Below are 17,030 nucleotides of genomic sequence, written 5' to 3'. Positions count from 1 at the left end.
GCGACTTGGACACCTGCCATATTCTGATCGTCGAAGACAACCCGCTTACCATCGAAGGATGGGAGCGGGACATCCGAGATTTCAATCGGCGTAGTGAGAAGGCGTTCGAGTTCAGGCAGTCATTTGCAACGAACAAACGGGAGGCGTTGCAGAAACTGTCGCGACAACGCTTCGACTGTGCTGTGGTGGACCTGCGTCTGCCAATTAGCCCCGATGAGCAAGGAACCGGCGAACCCGTTGGCAATGATGTGCTTCACGGAGTATTGCGTGACCTTGGCATTCCGGCTTGGGTGTATAGCGGCTACGAAAGCGAGGTCAGCGAGGAGATCAAAGCATCCAATATCAAGGTCGCACGCAAGGAGGGAGGAGCGACCGCCGCCATCCTTGAAGATTTCGAGAAGCAGGCCGGCCTAATGGATGCAATGGACCAGATGCGATGCAAGGTGGCGCAGGAGACGTCACTTCTCTTCAACCGTTCGATCTGGCCGCGGTGGGAGAAACGCTGGGCGAAGCGGGAGGATCGTGAGCTGATCAAGGGAATTATCACCCGCCAGACCGTGGCACACGTCGCTGAAGCACTATCACAAGCACCGTCGCACCATCCCGATGAGTTCTATGTCGTTCCGGCGCTATATGAAGATCGGCTGGAGACTGGCGACATCCTGACGCACGAAGCGGAAACGCTGATCGTGTTGACGCCTCGCTGCAACCTAGCAAACAACAAGTTGCCAACGAAGATCATGTTTGCGGTATGTGCCCCGTGCGATGCATGGGCTCGATGGCAGGGAAATCTAGGCGGTCCCACCAAGGTCAAGGAGAGGGCCGAGGACGATATCGGGAAGCACGCGACGCAAGGCCATGCTATTGCGACGCACTTCATGCCACCGCTTGAGACGCGAGGGCCATGGCTTGTGGATTTTCGCGAGCTTCGTGTCGTCGACAGCAGCAAGGTAAACGAACTATTGCAGCATCGGATAGCAACTGTGGCACCACAGTTCCTTGCCAATCTTGTGCAGAGACATGCTGCCTATTTAGGACGAATTGGCCAGCCAGAAATCGACGCTACGCTGCTGATTGATCTATGCCAAGCGGCCACACACGCACCAGTTAATGACGGAGCTGCATGACGCGAGCGTTTGGGGCCAATAAATCCTTTTCTTGTCACGTGACTCTTTCAACTAAACAAAGCCCTCATCAATCGCATGCCTCATCGCTTCCTCAAGCTTGTCCAAACGGAAGCCTTTTGGGCTGAACTCCGAAGCAATCGCCGCCCACTCGACAATGTCCCGCTCACCTTGGGTCAGCTTTTGCTCCTCGCGTTCCCATGCGTGTAGCCGCTTCCACGCCCCATCGCGCCAAAGCAATTGCGCACGATCCCGCCATTGGAGCGGTTTGCCACTGACCCGATCCCCAGCAACCGTGCCAGCGGCCAGGAACTCTGACGACAACTTGATCGAGCTTGCTTCCACGCGCACCCAGCAGGCCTCGCGCTTGACCCATTCTGTAACCAGACGATTGCGGACTTGAGCTTCCGGAATATCCATCAGAAGCGGCAGGACAAGCTCAGCGACGCGCATCGCCTCCTGCATGAAGATATCTGGCACACGCTGCGTTCTCCATATAACGTCGTAAGCGGGCTGCAGGCCTGCCGCGCGCATCCTAGAACTCATGAGTGCAAGCGTATAGCTAGTCAGGGGCCGGACGATCGAACCTGGATACCACTTCTGGGCTGGAATGGCCGCATCCACCGCGCGCGTCAGGATGGCCCTGCTCACTACGCGCTGGAAGTAGGGGCCATCGAATATGGTCGGATCGATACCCCACTGCTGGACGATGCTCTTCCCAAATGCGGCAATGTTCTTCTGGGCGCCCGAACTAACGATGTGTGGTAAGCCCTCAAATGTGGCTGCGTAGCGGGCCACATCCGTTTTCGTGAGGATCTGCTTCTTGGGATTGAGCATTTGCCACAGCTTGGCTTCGAGCGACTTCTTCCGCCTGAGCTCAACCTTGTAGCTGCCCGTGGTGCGCTCGAAATACCAGTAGGTGTTGCCTTCTCCTGCCTTTGCCGGCGGCGCCAGCGTACCGCGGGAGATGCCTTCCAGCCGCTTGAAGTAGGGATGACCAGCGAATAGATCCGATGCCGAGACGGCGTTCTGGGCATTGGCGAAGCGCGCAATGTTGTGCACGGCATCCTCGAAGCCGTCCTCTGGCAGGCGCGAGAGCTTCATCTGCACCCGGACCTTGGAAAGATCGGCGCCTGCCTTACTCGCCCAGTAGAGGGAGGCCGTGGTTTGACCACCATTGACGATCTGAAGACCCGTTGCCTTCGTGATCTCGGTCTGTCCACTTTCACCGATCTGTGTTTCAAGATCGGAGACAGTAACAGTCAGGCCATTGTTGAACGCGAAGAACATCTCCGGTTCATTACGGAGTGTGTCGCGGATCCCCTTGTTGACCTTGCGGTTATCGCCAAGGAACGCGCGAACGTTCTGCTCAAGGATCCGCCCCCCAAACGAGTCATAAAGATTGGCCAGGATTGCGCCCGGCATCACGCACATATACGACTCGTAGCGCGTCTGAATATCCAATCCTGCCGGGAGCGCGGGAATACCTTGGCGATACTTTCCTTGGAAATCGATAACGATGTCCTCCCGCCCCCCCGACGAAGCCTCCATGCGCGCAAGGCGCGCGATATCCCAGAGGTGGAGATCGACGCGCTGGGTGCCAAGCGCCATTTCGGGGATATTGCCAAGAGATGCTCCAAGGGGCCTGTCGGAGATTAGGTAGATGCATGCCTTGGTCATCTCCCCACCGGTGGCAAACGAGAAGACCTCGCTGCATACGGCATGCGCATCATGACTCTCGTCCCATGAGTCCGCCAAGGACTCATGGACGCTGCCTTCCAGGAAGCGGAATGCCGCGGCCACTGTGCGCTTGATCTCCTCAGTGAGCAGTGGCTCAGGCTCCTCCGCTCCGGAGAAGACAGAGACGATCAGGTTGAGGACCCCGTCACTTGGCGAGAAGCTATATGCATCCAGCAGGACAGGCCAGCCCCGAGAGACCTTCCCTGATATGCGGCATACATTGAACTCGGTGAACTCCTCGCCACTCTCGAGCACCGAGCAGGCACGATCCACAAACCGCGTGCTCGAATAGCCCATGCCCGCAGCAGACTCGGCACCAATCTCATTGAGGAGGGCCTGACGGTAGGAAGTGGTTTCCTCATCCATATGCGACATCAGCGACCTACCTCCCCATCAAGCACCAGTTCGACCGGAATCGCAAACTCTCCGACGAGCGACAGATCCACCATGTATTTCGCCTCTGGTATTCGCACGTCAACCTCGGAGCGCACCAGTTTGGGGAAGTCATCACGGCAATCAAATGCACTCATGCCGGCGACGCGATACGCGTCTGAGTCGTAGGCTTCCAGTTGCATGTAGCCGCGCTTGAAAAGTGCGGCCTCGATCTGGTCTACCATCTGCGGCCCGAGCAGGCGGGCATGGTCAAGAAGGCGGGCGCATATCTGGTTAAGCGTCGCCGCACCGTCGCCTTCCGATGCCACCAATTCCACGATAACCAGAGTCAGGGGCAACTGGGCAGGCTCGAGCTGGGCCAACGAGGAGATGCGGACGACCTGGCGCGATCCTGACAGGCGCGCCTTGACCTCGATCAACCTGTCCTCGGATGCAAAGTCCTGCGGATGCTCGTCGGGTGCAACCCAAGCACTCAGTGCGGCTGCGAACCCGGCCGAAACACCCAGTCGTTCCAGCACACAAAGCTCGCCGATCAGGCCGCGGATTTCGTAGGCACTCATTGCGGAACTGCGCCCACGCGTCATCAGTGAATGCCAGTGTGCAAGGCGCCTGAACAAATTGGATGTGGCATCGGCAGCGGTTGTACTGCCACCTGAGTAGGAGAGGACATCCCTGCACAGTGTCAGGAAGACCTCGCGGTCCTCGTGCTCACGCAGGAACATCCTTGCCTCCGCATGCGGAGCGTCAAGCGCAACCTCCAAGACAAGGCCTCGCGGTCGGGGGAGCTGGTCAGGAACCCGCAATGGATCAATCCCTCGAAGCAGCAGACCCGGAGAGCCATCAGCCCCCTTGATCCAGAAGGCGTCCAGTGGATGCCCGCCGCCTACGCGTCGGCCTTTGATCTGGTTGATCGAAGGCGTCAGGCCCTTCCAGGGATCCTCATGCATCGGAACTTTCCGGTTCGTCATCCTGCTCTTCATCCACGGCACCGTAAAGCTCCCGATAGGCAATCAGGTTGGCCGTGTATCGCACCAACTTCTCGCTCTCCCCGGAGCCAAGTTTCGGAAAGCTCAGCCCATAGGCGGCATATATTTCGCCACGCACTTCATCGGCGTCCGCATGTTCCTTGGTCTTCGTGCGCAGAAGATGCAGCATCAGCAATGGCCGCGTTCGCTGTGCGCGATAGAGGTGATCCGGAATGCTCTTCTTCGAGTCGCCGTGGATCTCCTTGACCTTCTGCATCTCCTCGTCCGACAGTCCAATTCGCTCAACGCCCCTGGAGGCAACGCGCCGCTTCGTTCCGGACACCAGCAGTGCATTCTCGAACCGAGAAGTCTTGCGCTGCTCGACGATGCGATCCTGCAGGCCGATATCCAGCCCATGCCAATCTAGGACATCGCCTTCAGAAGCCTTCGCGCGGGAACTCGACACCACCACGACGTCCCAGTTGGCCAGTTGGCGCTCCCGGATGTAGGCAATCAAGGGCGCAGTCTGCATTTCGAGCTGGCCCGGGTGCACGCCAAAGGAGGACACGAAATCCAGGACATCGTCTGTCCCTATGCCGCGGAACAGATGACTAGATAGTGTTACTTGGGGATCAACGGGAACAGGCTGCTGATGGGCAAGCATCCTTTGCGTCACTTGACTGACCGCTTCGATATTGCGGATCCTAGCCTTGTCCGAGGCGATCAAGGCCGAAGACTCGACCATCTTCCCGGACAATCCGACTTCCCGCACGATGTCTTCGGTATTCCGCATCTTCTCGCGGGCGGTAACAAGCAGGGTCCCCGGGTGGCTTCTCACTGCAAGGCCGAAGTCCATGGGTGTCAGCCCTGTCAGCTCCATCCTTCTGATTTCATCGCGGAGCTCCTCTGTCGCCTCGGCGATGAAGCCATACCAATCGCTCGCTTCCGACCTGACGAACAGCCTGCAAAGGTCCTTGAAGCCATCCCGATAGCCAAACCACCTGCCCATCTGCAGCAGCGTGTCATACATCTGCGTGTTGCGAAGGAAGTAGCTGACCGTCAAACCTTCAAGGGTGAAGCCGCGGGAGAGCGAATTTCCGCCAACAGCAATGACATTCAAGCCCGTTTCGGCATGGGCCCGATAATCGAGCCTCCCAGAGTTTTTCGATGCATTGATCTCCACCACCTGCATGCCCGCCGCAGCTCGATGCAGCTCCTTCTGGATTTCGGGCCAACCCTCATCTCCACCCGAGTAGTGCTTTTCCCAAGTCTCGTGGAGTGAACGCATGATCGGGTCGCGAAGCGCCGCATCCGGCGACATGGCATGACGGTTCTGGGCCGCTGATTGCAGCGCAATGAGGTGCCTTGAGATTTCCTTCGCTACATCACCTTGCACACGGGTGAACCGCGACACATTGACCAGCATTGAGTGATGACGCTCACCTTGGCCCCGCAGGACACGGATCGCCTTGGAAAGAACGAAACAATCGATGGCCTCGACAAGGGTCGGATGCAGACTCTCGATCTGCCAGTCGATCTTGTGCTTTACCGGCAGCCAGTCCTCAGTCTGGTCCAGCTCGACCGTAAGCGTGTCTGAGTCCTCGGACAGGAAGAACTCCCTGGCACCGACGTAATTGGATGGCGCATCCAGTCCCACGATGAAATCACGCGGGAAAAGATCCTTGCCTTGCTCATCATTCTCGGAGTCTGGATCGATGAAAATATTGGCAAAGGGCGTTGCGGTGTAGCCAATGTAGGCGTTACGAGTGGACAGGCTGAGAAGCTCACGGATCAGGCGGTTGATGGTCCGCGGCGCACTCTGGTCCTTGGATGTATCCACCGATGCATTGTCCGCCTCGTCATCGATCACCAGCATCGGCAGGGTCAGGCCGCCCTGCGATGCACTGGTTCCCCGGATCCAGTCAATCAGGTTTTTCAGGATTGACGGGTTTTTCTTGATGACAAGGATGACGGGCTCAGAACTGTTCTGCAGCGGGTTTCCCAAGCTTTCCGCCTTGGTTCTGGCGAAGTCATACGCGCGGCTTGTATAGGCAGTTGCAGTAAATGTCGGATTGATGTTGCCAACACCTACCCGATCGACATTGACCTGCCGGCTGAGGATCTGATCACTGTCCCGGCCTACAAAGCCAAAATCCACCCGCTCCTGTGTCTGCGAGCGCAGGTTGTTGTGGACACCCGCGATCAGAATGACGAGTCGGTAGCCTGCGTCGGCAGCCTTGTTGATCACACCAAGATAGTTGGCAGTCTTGCCGCTTTGGACATGCCCCACGACAAGCCCGCGACGGGACCACTTGCCGGGTGTGGATGGGTCGCCGGCCAGATCGACGATTGTGTCAGTTATGGCGTTGACGGCGTTGACAACATGTTCGCTCATTCCGCCGCCAATCAGGAATTCCCGGTAGCGGCTCCAGTAGCGGAAATCGATCTTGTGCGCCCGCGCCCGCAGCCACGGTTTGTGCCCGCTCGCCTGGATCGTATGCGCCGGCCCGAGGATGACCTCGTATTCGCGCTCGATCTGCTTGGCAACCGCATCGATGTGCTCTGCCGTAGGGCGAGGCGACAGAAATGGCAGCGCAGCGATCTCCTGCACGATGCCCAGAATTTCAGCGGGCGTTTGCGCTACGCGTTGGGCCATTGCTGTTCGTGCGAAGCCGAGAAGTTGTTCGTGCATATGATTTGACCCTATCCTTCGATCCGTCGAAGCCCTGCCAGAAGGGCGCGTGCCGAGGGTTGCGTTGAGAAAACCGGTGTGGCCAAAATCGCTTCTGCGATGGTGACAGGCAATGTATCTTTTCCCGGCACCATCGCTTCCACGAAAGCCGCCAGAAGCCGCTGCAGTTCTTCCGCCTCGATTTCCTGCTGTCGGATGGCCTTGGGCGACTCAGCCACATCCGAGAAAAGCGACTCAAGCGGCAGTGTTGCTTCGATGGCCAAAAGCACGGCGTCCACATTGCTCCGTGTGCCAGCCGCGCGCTGCAACGCTTCTACTATGGGATGTTCGCGTCGGATCTGATAGCGGATAGTTCCGCGATCCTTGATCCGTTCCCACAGGGGAACGCCAGGGGCTGCCGCTTGCCTTGCTCCCCGATAGGTATATGGGCGTCGGGCTGACTCCGTCATACGCTCAACAAGTGGACGCAATCGCGCACGGGCTGCGGAAGGAATACGCATCCTCGACTTGCGCACATCGATACCCCACTCTGAGTCGAGCGATGTAGGCACATCCACCCGCACGCGGAGCAGTTTGGTCAGTTCGGCGCGGCGCGCCATGCCGAGCCATGAGCCCCAAGAGATGAGGCGGCGCGCCCGGTAGACGTAGAGCCCTTGTGTTTCGATTAGGCTTGATCCCAGCTCCATTGCCACCTGCTGTGCATTGGTCAGGCGCTGGTGATGCGGCAGGGTGAAGCCCTGAACAACGATGTCGCCGCTGCCTGTTCGCAGGGATTCGATCTCATGGGCATCCGAATTGGGGGCGGACAACTGTGCGAAAGGATCGACCGCTTCAATTTCAGCCCCATTGATGAGCATGGAAACCTTTCGGGGCGGATCCCCGGGAGGCGGCGCGATGAAGCGGTGGAAGGTGATCGCCAAGTGCGGTCGTGCACCACTGAACATCTGATTGAAGGCCGCATAGACCTCGTCCTGGTGCTCGCTCAGCGCATCAAGTCGGTCGAGCTTTTGCCATAGCACCAATGTCCCGTAAGGACCAATCCTGTCTACATGCGGCAGCTGGCCGATCTCTTCCTCATCCAACAGCCTGAGAATCCACTCATCCTTCTCAACCACTAGATCGAGATCCCAGCAGCGAGCCGTCAGCTCGCCATCTTTCCTGGACACGACTGTCAGCTGCCGGCATTGCGAGAAGGAGGCCGTTTTCATTCCAAGGCCAAACCTTCCCAAGTCGTTGGCCTCACGAACCTCGCGAGGACTGCGGCTGCCATGCTGCATGGCCTGAGTTAGTTCTTCCGGCGACATCCCTTGACCATCATCGAGGACCGCCAGATAGGGGCCAGACTCGGGATGCACGTCGTTGGCAATCTCGATACGAGATGCGTGAGCGGAAATGCTGTTGTCGATAATATCGGCCATCGCGCTCTCGAACGAATAGCCGATATCTCGCATCGACTCGAGCAGTCGGGCAGCGCTGGGCCGGAGAACCTTCTGTTTCCTGTCTTCTTCGGTCATTGTCCCTTGAAGCCCTCCTGTAGCCTGTCTAGATCATACCCGCGACGCATCCAGCGGGCAGGCCCACTTCCCCATACCGACCATACCCCAGCAGCCACAATCGTTCGGCCTCCAAAGTTCAAGCGCTTGAGATCCTGAGATTTCCTTTGACAAGGAGCCGCGCCGCCTGGCATCGTTGCGTACCTGGCCCAGCCCCCCCCTCCCCTTGAAGCGCGGAAAATCGATCCCCGTTGTAGATATCTTTGCCGGTGCGGGAGGCTTGGGAGACGGATTCGAGGCATACGCCCGTGGGCAGGGTAGTCGAGGCGCCTTTTCAGTCTCACTGTCTGCCGAGATGGATGCTCATGCGGTTCAGACCCTGCGCACCCGGGCCTTCTATCGGAGTTTCTCGGCTACCGAAACACCCCGGAGCTACTACGACTACGCCGCTGGCCGTCGGGATCAGCCTTGGACGGAAGCGACAGAGGACACCTGGCTCAAAGCCGCCAACCGTGCCTGCCAACTCAAGCTAGGCGACCCGGATGATGACAAAACCCTCGATGCCCGCATCGGCGACATCGCAGCCGACGCGCGCAAACAGGATATGCCTTGGGTCCTCGTGGGTGGCCCCCCCTGCCAAGCCTTCTCGCTTGTAGGCAGGGCGAGGAACCGGGGTAACGAGAACTACGACCCCAAGGAAGATAGTCGCCACTACCTTTATCAGCACTACCTGAGGATCCTCTCGAGGCACAGACCTGCGGCATTTGTGCTGGAAAACGTCAAGGGCATGCTGACCTCGCAGATCGAAGGCCACAATCTGTTCGAGGAGATATTCGAAACCCTGCAACACCCCGGCGGCAAGAATGGGCCCCGCTACCGCATTACGCCGTTGATGCTGCCCGATGGTCGCGCGGGCCGTCCGCTCTTGCCGCGAGACTTCATTGTCCGCTCGGAGGATCTGGGACTTCCCCAGACCCGTCATCGCGTGATCCTCGTGGGAATCCTGGAAGACACCAATGCGCAGCTCCGCCCCTTGGCCAAGTCGCAATGGATGCCCAGCGTCGAGGACATGATCGGGGGACTGCCCGGTATCCGTAGCGGATCAACCGATGGTGAAATAACGTCCTGGAAGAAATTCGCACCGAAGCTTCTAGCGGAATGCGCAAAGCTGGCCAAAGGAATGGATGAGGAAACCGCCAAACATCTGAGATTGATTGCATCCATCGCAGATCTTGGAGGCGAACTTGGAACGGGCGATGATTGGATCCCGATGCAATACATCCCGAGGCTACCTGCACATCTGGACGCATTCATTCGCGACCCTCGCCTGCATGGTGTGATCCACCATCAAGCACGCAATCACATGACAAGCGATTTGATGCGCTATGCGTTTTCAGCAGCATTTGCTCATGTTCACGATCGCTCCCCCAAGGGCGCGAAAGACTTTCCGGAAGCCTTGCACCCTGCACACAAGAGCTGGGGCAGGCCTGATCGCTTCGTGGATCGATTTAAGGTGCAGCGGGCTGATGCCCAGTCATCTACGATTACCAGCCATTTAGCCAAAGACGGGCACTACTTCATTCACTACGATCCGACACAGGTGCGCAGCCTAACGGTTCGTGAAGCAGCGAGGCTCCAGACCTTCCCTGACAACTACATCTTCGAGGGCCCAATCGGCGCAAAAAGACGGCAAGTTGGCAACGCGGTTCCGCCGTGGCTTGGCTATCAAATTGCGGGTGCCATCCATCAGGCATTGAAATAATCACTGCCTGCCGGAGACCACTTCGAGCAAGGGACGCTCGGACCGGATGAACTGGATGAGCTCCTCCAACGCTCGGGCAGGATCAGTGCGCAGTGCGCACTCCCAGATTGTCGCCGCTCTCCAACCTGCTTCCCTTAGCTGATCAATAGCAAGAGCACCCCTCTGCGAGTTTGCTTCAATCTTGGTCTTCCAAAATTCCTCCCGCGTTTTAGGCAGCTTGAAGTAGCGGCAACCCATGTGCCCGTGCCAGAAGCACCCGTGCACGAACACAACAACGTTCCAGCGCGGCAACACCACATCGGGCTTACCAGGTAGCCCGCGCGCGTGCAGTCGGAAGCGAAGTCCGTTCCGATGCAGGAACGAGCGGACGGTCATCTCGGGTCGCGTGTTCTTGCCTCTTATCCCGGACATCATCCGGGAACGAGTTTCGGCGGCGATCTTTTCTGCCATGTCTTGCTCTAGTTGCCTTCGAGTCAGCTGCGCCACGATGCGTTATTCCCTCGATAGCATATGTGTCCATGAAAGCGGGTCAACTCCAACTCCAATGAGTTCCAGCTCACTGGGCTGGTGTCTAGACGCCGTAAATCGTGGTTGCTTCAGGGCGCCGTTCGTCGCTTAGCAGCACCTGCGATCGGCGTCGGTCCCCGAACGAAAGAACCCCGGCCTGATGCCGGGGGTCTTTCGTTCTACCCGATCGCGTTGCGCGATCAGAACTTCTGCGAGAAACGCACGCCGACCATGCGCGGATGGGTTGGCAGGGTGTAGATCTGGCCGTTCGGGTACTGGTCCGATACTCCGGAGGCGCCACACACGGTCTCGGCGCACTCGGCGAAGCGGTAGATCTGGCCGCGCTTGTCGAAGACGTTGTCGATGAACAGGTCGAGCGACCAGCTGTCGCGCGCGATGCCCGCCGAGAGGTCGAGCAGCGAATACGAAGGCAGGTTGCCGAGGATGTCGCGCTCGACGATGCGCAGATCCGAGGTCCGCTCGCCGACATGCACGGCCGAGCCCTGGACATAGGCCTGCATGCTGCCGATGTCGAAGCTGTAGCGTGCGGTCAGGTTGCCCTTGAACTTCGGCGTGACCGGCAGACGCGTGCCGTTCGGCGCCTCGGGATCCTCGCAATCGGTCACCGGGTTGCCGGCATCGTCGGTGAACCCGCAATAGTTCGCGGTCAGCTTGGCGTTGTAGAAGGCGGCACCACCGGTGATCTGCAGGTTGTAGGTCGCCGCCCAGTTCAGTTCGAACTCGGCGCCGTTGATGCGTGCCTGGTTGGCGTTCTTGATTTCGGTCAGGCCGTTGGCGCCGAGGATGCTGAACTGGAAGTCCTTCCAGTCCTGGCGGAACACCGAACCGTTGAACGACAGGTGGTTGTCGAGCCAGGTCGTTTTCCAGCCCATCTCGTAGTTGGTCAGGAAGTCCGAGAGGTAGGGTGGCAGCGTGCCACGGCGGTTGATGCCGCCCGGACGGTAGCCTTCGGACCGGGTGAAGTAGAGCATCTTGGTCGGCGTGACCTTCCAGGTCAGGTTGACCTTGCCGAGCGAGTCGTTTTCCTTGACGGTCTTGTCGAAGACGAGGCACGGCGCGCCGTTGTAGGTCGTCTGCGTGAGGCAGCCGGCGACCCCGTAGTCGGCACCCGGGAAAAAGCCCTCGCTGAATCCGAAGAAGCCGCCGAGGCTGTTGTTGGAGCGGAAATAGCGTCCGCCGATCGTGCCGGTCAGCACGTCGGGGATGAAGTCGTAGGAAAGTTCGCCGAACACGGCCTTGTCGCGGTCCTGGCGTAGTTGCTTGGTCAACCACAGGGTGTCGGGCCAGCCAGGCACGCTGAGCACGTCGGCGAGGCCGTCGATCTTGTAGCGCTGCTGGATGTCGTGCTTCTGGTCCTGCACGAACACGCCGGCCACGAAACGCAGGCGATCCTCCTGCGGCGAGGCGAGGCGCAGTTCATGGCTGGTCTTGCGGTAGCGGTCCTTGCCCTGGATGTATTGCGACGGATTGATCAGGTTGTCGTCGTTGTCGTACAGGTAGGTGCCATAGGCAGAGAGCGTGTCGTACCAGAACGAGTAGTCGGTGTAGTCGGAAAGGACTTCATCGTTGCGGTTCAGGTGGGCGAAGGCATAGGTCAGGTCGAAGTTGCCGATCTTGCCTTCAACGGTCAGGGCCGACTGCGCCCAGTTGTCCTGCGAGCCCTCCGGATAGTAGTGGGTCAGTTCGAGTTCGCCGACGGCGCCATCGTAGGCAAACGTGCCGTTGGATCGGGACTTCTGCCCGATCAGCGATGCATTGATGGTCCAGTTGTCGTTGAGATCGATGCCGAGCGCGGCGCGCGCGCCCTTGGTGTCGACATCGTTGTAGTCGTCCTTGGCAATGGCGGCGTTGCTGATCGTGCCGTTGCCGCCGGTGAAGTCGTCCCACGAGGGATAGGTGCGGGTGCCGGCGACGTTGTCGATGTAGCCTGCGTCCTTCTCGTGCCAGCCGACCAGGCGGATCGCCGCGCGTTCGGAAATCGGGATGTTGACGAAGGCTTCCTCGGTGTTGCCGATGCCACCGTGGCTGGTGCTGTCGAGGCCGAGGCTGTAGCCCGATTCGTAACCGCTCGGATCCGGCTTGTTGGTGATGATGCGGATCGTGCCGGCCTGCGAACTGGCCCCGTACAGGGTGCCTTGCGGACCGGACAGCACTTCGACGCGGGCGACATCGTAGATGTGGATATCGAGCGGGCCCTGGATCGTCGTCACCGGCTGCTCGTCGAGGTAGACGCCGACACTCGGCAGCGAGCCGGAATGATTGCCGTCGCCGCCGCTGGCGACGCCGCGCATGTAGATCTGCGAGAAGCCCGGACCGTAGCTCTGGTAGGACACGCTGGGCAGGAACTTCACATAGTCCTCGAAATCGGAAACGTTCAGTTCGCGCAGCTTGTCGTTGCCGAGCACCTGGATGCTGATCGGCACGTCCTGCAGGTTTTCGGTGCGCTTCTGCGAGGTCACCGTGATCAGGTCGAGGGTCGACGTGCCGGGTGTACCCTGGTCGGACTGCGGGGGTGCGGCTCCCTGCGCATAGGCCGCCGAGGCGACCGCAAAATGGATTGCCGCGACCAGCGGCAGCCGGGCCACGCGCAGCGCGCCGGCTCGGGATTTTCGTCTGGGTTTCTTGGTGTTCATCGGGACTCCCTCGTCTTTCTGGTTTGTAATCGGTCAGTGGCGCTGGTTTTCGCCGGCCATCCCCGCCGGCACCTCGGGATAGGCATCCAGAACCGGCCCAAGGGCGGCCTTCAACGGTCCGAGCCAGGGCTCGTAGTGCCGCCAGTGGTCCACTCCCTCCCGGTAGATCGGTTTGCGCACCTGCTCGGAACTGGCCGTGCGCACCGGCCGTTCGTTCTCGAAGAAGCGCAGGCAGCCCGGCTCGAACGGCAGGCCGCAGTAGGCGAGCAGGCGCCGCACCTCGCCCTCGGTGTCCTCGATCATGTGTTCATAGATGACCCGGTGCACGCGTCCGGGCAGGACGGCGTCGAAGTGCGCCATCAGGGCCACGTAGTCGCGGTAGTAGCGCCCGATGTCGTCGAGGTCGTAAGTGAAGCTCTGGCCGCGCGCGAAATGCTGCTTGAAACCCGAAAAGCAGCAGGCCAGCGGATGCCGGCGTGCGTCGATGATCCTGGCGTTGGGCAGCATCAGGTGGATCAGGCCGAGATGCAGGAAGTTGTTCGGCATCTTGTCGATGAAGAACGGCGCATCGGTGCGGCGCTGGATCCGGGTATGGTCGAGGTAGCGCTGGCCAAGGGCTCGCAGCGCCGCGTCGTCGAGCGCGTGGACGACGTCGTGGTAGGGCATGGTGCCGTTCGGGTCGCCCTGTGCGCGCAGCTCGCGCGTGATCGAGGTGACTTCGGGCAGTTCCATCGTGCCTTCCACGGCCGAATGGCTGGACAGGATCTGCTCGATGAGGGTCGATCCGGCGCGTGGCAGGCCGACGACGAAGATCGGATCGGGCGCCTGGGCACCCCAGCCGGCGCGCTGTTCGAAGAATTCGCGGGTGTAGCTCTGGCGGATCCGCTGCACGCGCGAAGAGGTCTCGTCGGCGTCGTAGCGCAGGGTCTTGTGGCGCAGCCGGTTGCCTTCGAGGTAGTGGCGGAACGAGGCCTCGTAGTCGGCTTCGTCCTCGAGCGCCTTGCCGATCGCGAACTCGAGGTGCTGGCGGTCCTCGTCATGAACTCCCGTCTTGGCCAGTTCGGCGCGCATGGCGGCCAGGTCCGTGGCCGAGAAGCGGACCGTCTTGAGGTTGGCCAGGCTCCACCAGACTTCGCCGCAGCCCGGGTCGAGCGCGAGGCTGCGTCGATAGGCATCGATCGCGCGCTGCTGCTGTCCGGCCGTCTTCAGGGCGTGGCCGAAGCTCATCCAGATGCGCGGATGGTCGGGATGGGCTTCGAGAATGGCGGCGTACAGTTCGATCGCCGTGTCGTAGTCGCCGATCCGGCACAGCACGACGGCCTTGAGATTCAGATATCCGGCATTGCCCGGATCGTCCGCAAGCAGACTCTCGACCTCGGTCAGCGCCTGCGCCGGCTTGTTCGACCGATGCAGCACGAGAGCGTAGTTCTGGCGTGCCGCATGGAATCCGGGGGCCAGTTGCAGGCAGCGCGCAAGCAGGCTCTCGGCATCCTCGTTGCGGCCGAGGCGGGCCGCCACCTCGGCCAGCATGCGGATCGCAGCCACGTCGGTCGGTGCCTGTTTCAATCGTTCGCGCAGGCGCGATTCGGCCTCGGGCAGCCGGTTTTCGACCAGGGCCGTGGCCGCCTGCAGCATCTGCGGATCGCGCGTGGAATGGCGAATATGGTTGGCATAGGCGGAATCGGCGCCTTCGACGTCATCCATGGCCATCAGATGATCGCCGAGGGTCAGCCAGGCCTTGGGCAGGCCGGGATCGAGCTTGACCGCGCGCTGCAGCGCGGCGCTGGCCTCGATGCCGCGGCGCGCGCGGATCAGGGCCTGACCCAGTTCGTAGTGGGCCAGGGCCCAGTTGGGCTGGCGCGCCGCCAACGGCCGCAGGCTTTCGAGCGCCCGCTCCGGATCGCCGCGCAGACGATGTGAAACGCCGAGCAGCAGGACCGCCATCGGGTGTTCGCCCACGGTCTTGATGATCTCGGCGGCCTGCTCGCCGGCCAGGGCCGGATCGCTCGCCATCAGCCGGCTGGCATGAGCCAGCGCGGTCTCGAGATCGGCGGTCGGGTCGGCGGTGGCGTTCAACGGCATCTCCCCGGCAACAGCATGCGAACCCAGTGCATGGTCGAGGTCCATGCCGTCGTTCGCCCGGCAGCAACCCGATCGACCCGCTTCGTTCGCGCGCGCCCAGCAGGCATGAACGACTGCTTCATTATCAGGGCAAGCGCGCGCGAGCTCATAGTGTTTTCAGCAACCGGTAGGTGAATTCCAGCGACTGGTCGAACGAATCGACCCGGATGCGCTCGTCCTGGCCGTGCGAGCGGTCGTCGTCGACGTCGTAGGGAATACCGTTGAAGACGAATACCGGCATGCCGGTCGCGCGCAGGAACACGCTGTCGGTGGCGCCTGCCGACATGTACGGACGCACCGGCAGGCGGCCCCAGAGCGGCTCGCCGGCCTCGGCGATGCGCTCGAACAGACCGGCGTCGACCGCCGTCGGCGGGCTCGGATGCGGTTCGGCGACACGGGCGAGCTCGATGTCGGGATCGGCGATGGCCTGCCTGAGGACCTGGTCGACGGTGTCCGCATCTTCGTCCGGCAACAGCCTGCAGTTGAGCATCGCCCGGGCCATCTGTGGCAGCGCGTTCTCGGCGTGACCGCCCTGCAACAGGGTTGGCACGCAGGTCGTGCGCAACTGCGCATTGTTGTAGGTGGAACTCGCCGCGACACGCGCCAACGCCGCCGCATCCGGCATGGCATTCGCGATCGCGCGCATGTCATCGCCAAGCGGACCGGCGGTCGATTCGGCGAGTCCGCCGAAATAGCCGCGCGTGGCGGCGTTCGTGCGCAGCGGGAATTCATGGGCGGACAGGCGCACGAGGGCATGCGCCAGGCGATAAATGGCGTTGTCCGGCGTGGGCAGGGAACTGTGCCCGCCCGGGTTGCGCGCGGTCACGGTGTAGCTCAGGTACACCTTTTCCGCCGTTTCGACCGAGACCTGGGCCGGCTTGCCGCCGCGGATCTCGGGCCCGCCGCCATCGACGTTGATGGCGAAGCTAGCGCGCATCAGGTCGGGGCGATGCGCCAGCAGCCACTCGACGCCGTTGGCGACGCCGTCCTCCTCGCCTGCGGTCAAGGCCAGCACGTAGTCGCCACGCGGCGTGATGCCTTCGGCCTGCAGGCGCAGCAGCGCGCTCGCGAGTCCGACCGCGGCTCCCTTGATGTCCATCGTGCCGCGACCATAGAACCAGCCGGCGCGTTCGGTCAGCGCGAACGGATCGAAATGCCAGTCCTCGCGGCGGGCTTCGACCACGTCGAGATGGGCCAGCAGCAGGATCGGCGCGCGCTTGCCCTGGCCGCGCAGGCGAACGACCAGGTTGCGCTTGAGCGGTGTGTCGCCGAGCAGCATGACGTCGTCCGCGGCGAAACCGGCATCGCGGAAGCGGCGTGCAAGTTTCTCGGCGGCCGCCGTCGTGCTGCCGTGGTTCGGCGTGGTATCGGTCCCGATCAGTTCGGCCAACAGGGTTCGACCCATCGCAAGCTGCGGCTCACGCCCGGCGTCGCCGGCCCAGCCGGATACGCAGGCCAGGGCGCATGCGCCAAGCAGCACGATGCGGACGACGTGCGTGCGCAGGACACGGCAGGCATTGGGCTCATTCATGCCGCACACCCGGCCGGCGCAATGCCGTGGTCGACGGAGGGAAATTGG

The 17,030-nt window shown here is 61.1% G+C and carries 10 protein-coding genes; 2 read left to right on the top strand and 8 right to left on the bottom strand.

Annotation, left to right across the window (positions count from 1 at the left end):
* The first annotated feature begins 5 nt into the window (after positions 1 to 5).
* Entirely contained in the window at positions 6 to 1,127 is a 1,122-nt protein-coding gene (locus BM125_RS07485; protein ID WP_092406526.1) for a response regulator, read from the top strand.
* Positions 1,128 to 1,178: 51 nt separating this feature from the next.
* Here BM125_RS07485 and BM125_RS07480 read toward each other — a convergent pair whose 3' ends face one another.
* From BM125_RS07480 to BM125_RS07465, 4 genes are read right to left on the bottom strand one after another with little or no spacing between them, the layout of a single operon-like run.
* Complete coding sequence (locus BM125_RS07480; protein WP_217647822.1) at positions 1,179 to 3,230, bottom strand: AIPR family protein; 2,052 nt, start codon at positions 3,228 to 3,230, stop codon at positions 1,179 to 1,181.
* Between the two features lie 8 nt (positions 3,231 to 3,238).
* Positions 3,239 to 4,204, bottom strand: a complete 966-nt coding sequence (locus tag BM125_RS07475) for a PD-(D/E)XK motif protein (protein WP_175497955.1) — start codon at positions 4,202 to 4,204, stop codon at positions 3,239 to 3,241.
* Positions 4,197 to 6,914: a Z1 domain-containing protein gene (locus BM125_RS07470; protein ID WP_092406520.1), complete on the bottom strand. Its 2,718-nt coding sequence runs from the start codon at positions 6,912 to 6,914 to the stop codon at positions 4,197 to 4,199. The genes BM125_RS07475 and BM125_RS07470 overlap by 8 nt, the downstream gene beginning before the upstream one ends.
* 11 nt (positions 6,915 to 6,925) lie before the next feature.
* The gene (locus tag BM125_RS07465) at positions 6,926 to 8,428 is read right to left on the bottom strand and encodes an ATP-binding protein (protein WP_092406518.1); all 1,503 of its coding nucleotides are present in this window, start codon (positions 8,426 to 8,428) and stop codon (positions 6,926 to 6,928) included.
* Between the two features lie 205 nt (positions 8,429 to 8,633).
* Here BM125_RS07465 and BM125_RS07460 point away from each other — a divergent pair, with 205 nt between their 5' ends.
* Complete coding sequence (locus BM125_RS07460; protein ID WP_139224893.1) at positions 8,634 to 10,169, top strand: DNA cytosine methyltransferase; 1,536 nt, start codon at positions 8,634 to 8,636, stop codon at positions 10,167 to 10,169.
* Here BM125_RS07460 and BM125_RS07455 read toward each other — a convergent pair whose 3' ends face one another.
* The 4 genes from BM125_RS07455 to BM125_RS07440 all read right to left on the bottom strand — a co-directional run bounded on the left by BM125_RS07455 (position 10,170) and on the right by BM125_RS07440 (position 16,982).
* A complete protein-coding gene (locus BM125_RS07455) occupies positions 10,170 to 10,619 on the bottom strand; it encodes a very short patch repair endonuclease (RefSeq protein ID WP_092406514.1) in 450 nt (149 codons plus the stop codon). It lies immediately after the preceding gene.
* Positions 10,620 to 10,876: 257 nt separating this feature from the next.
* On the bottom strand, positions 10,877 to 13,330 hold the full coding sequence (locus BM125_RS07450) for a TonB-dependent receptor (protein ID WP_175497954.1): 2,454 nt from the start codon (positions 13,328 to 13,330) through the stop codon (positions 10,877 to 10,879).
* 33 nt (positions 13,331 to 13,363) lie between these two features.
* Positions 13,364 to 15,406, bottom strand: a complete 2,043-nt coding sequence (locus tag BM125_RS07445) for a tetratricopeptide repeat-containing sulfotransferase family protein (RefSeq protein WP_342741289.1) — start codon at positions 15,404 to 15,406, stop codon at positions 13,364 to 13,366.
* 151 nt (positions 15,407 to 15,557) lie between these two features.
* Entirely contained in the window at positions 15,558 to 16,982 is a 1,425-nt protein-coding gene (locus BM125_RS07440) for a M20/M25/M40 family metallo-hydrolase (protein ID WP_092406510.1), read from the bottom strand.
* Positions 16,983 to 17,030 lie beyond the last annotated feature (48 nt).

It is taken from the genome of Dokdonella immobilis, assembly GCF_900115085.1.
In the GTDB taxonomy this organism is placed as follows: Bacteria; Pseudomonadota; Gammaproteobacteria; order Xanthomonadales; family Rhodanobacteraceae; genus Dokdonella; species Dokdonella immobilis.
The sequence above is the reverse complement of the archived record's forward strand: the minus strand, read 5'-3'. Positions and strand labels throughout refer to the sequence as shown.

Excerpts from the sequence above, each read along its gene's own strand:
- BM125_RS07440 (WP_092406510.1), bottom strand. The coding sequence starts at position 16,982 with ATGAATGAGCCCAATGCCTGCCGTGTCCTGCGCACGCACGTCGTCCGC.
- BM125_RS07450 (WP_175497954.1), bottom strand. The coding sequence starts at position 13,330 with ATGAACACCAAGAAACCCAGACGAAAATCCCGAGCCGGCGCGCTGCGC.
- BM125_RS07475 (WP_175497955.1), bottom strand. The coding sequence starts at position 4,204 with ATGCATGAGGATCCCTGGAAGGGCCTGACGCCTTCGATCAACCAGATC.
- BM125_RS07480 (WP_217647822.1), bottom strand. The coding sequence starts at position 3,230 with ATGGATGAGGAAACCACTTCCTACCGTCAGGCCCTCCTCAATGAGATT.
- BM125_RS07470 (WP_092406520.1), bottom strand. The coding sequence starts at position 6,914 with ATGCACGAACAACTTCTCGGCTTCGCACGAACAGCAATGGCCCAACGC.
- BM125_RS07465 (WP_092406518.1), bottom strand. The coding sequence starts at position 8,428 with ATGACCGAAGAAGACAGGAAACAGAAGGTTCTCCGGCCCAGCGCTGCC.
- BM125_RS07455 (WP_092406514.1), bottom strand. The coding sequence starts at position 10,619 with ATGGCAGAAAAGATCGCCGCCGAAACTCGTTCCCGGATGATGTCCGGG.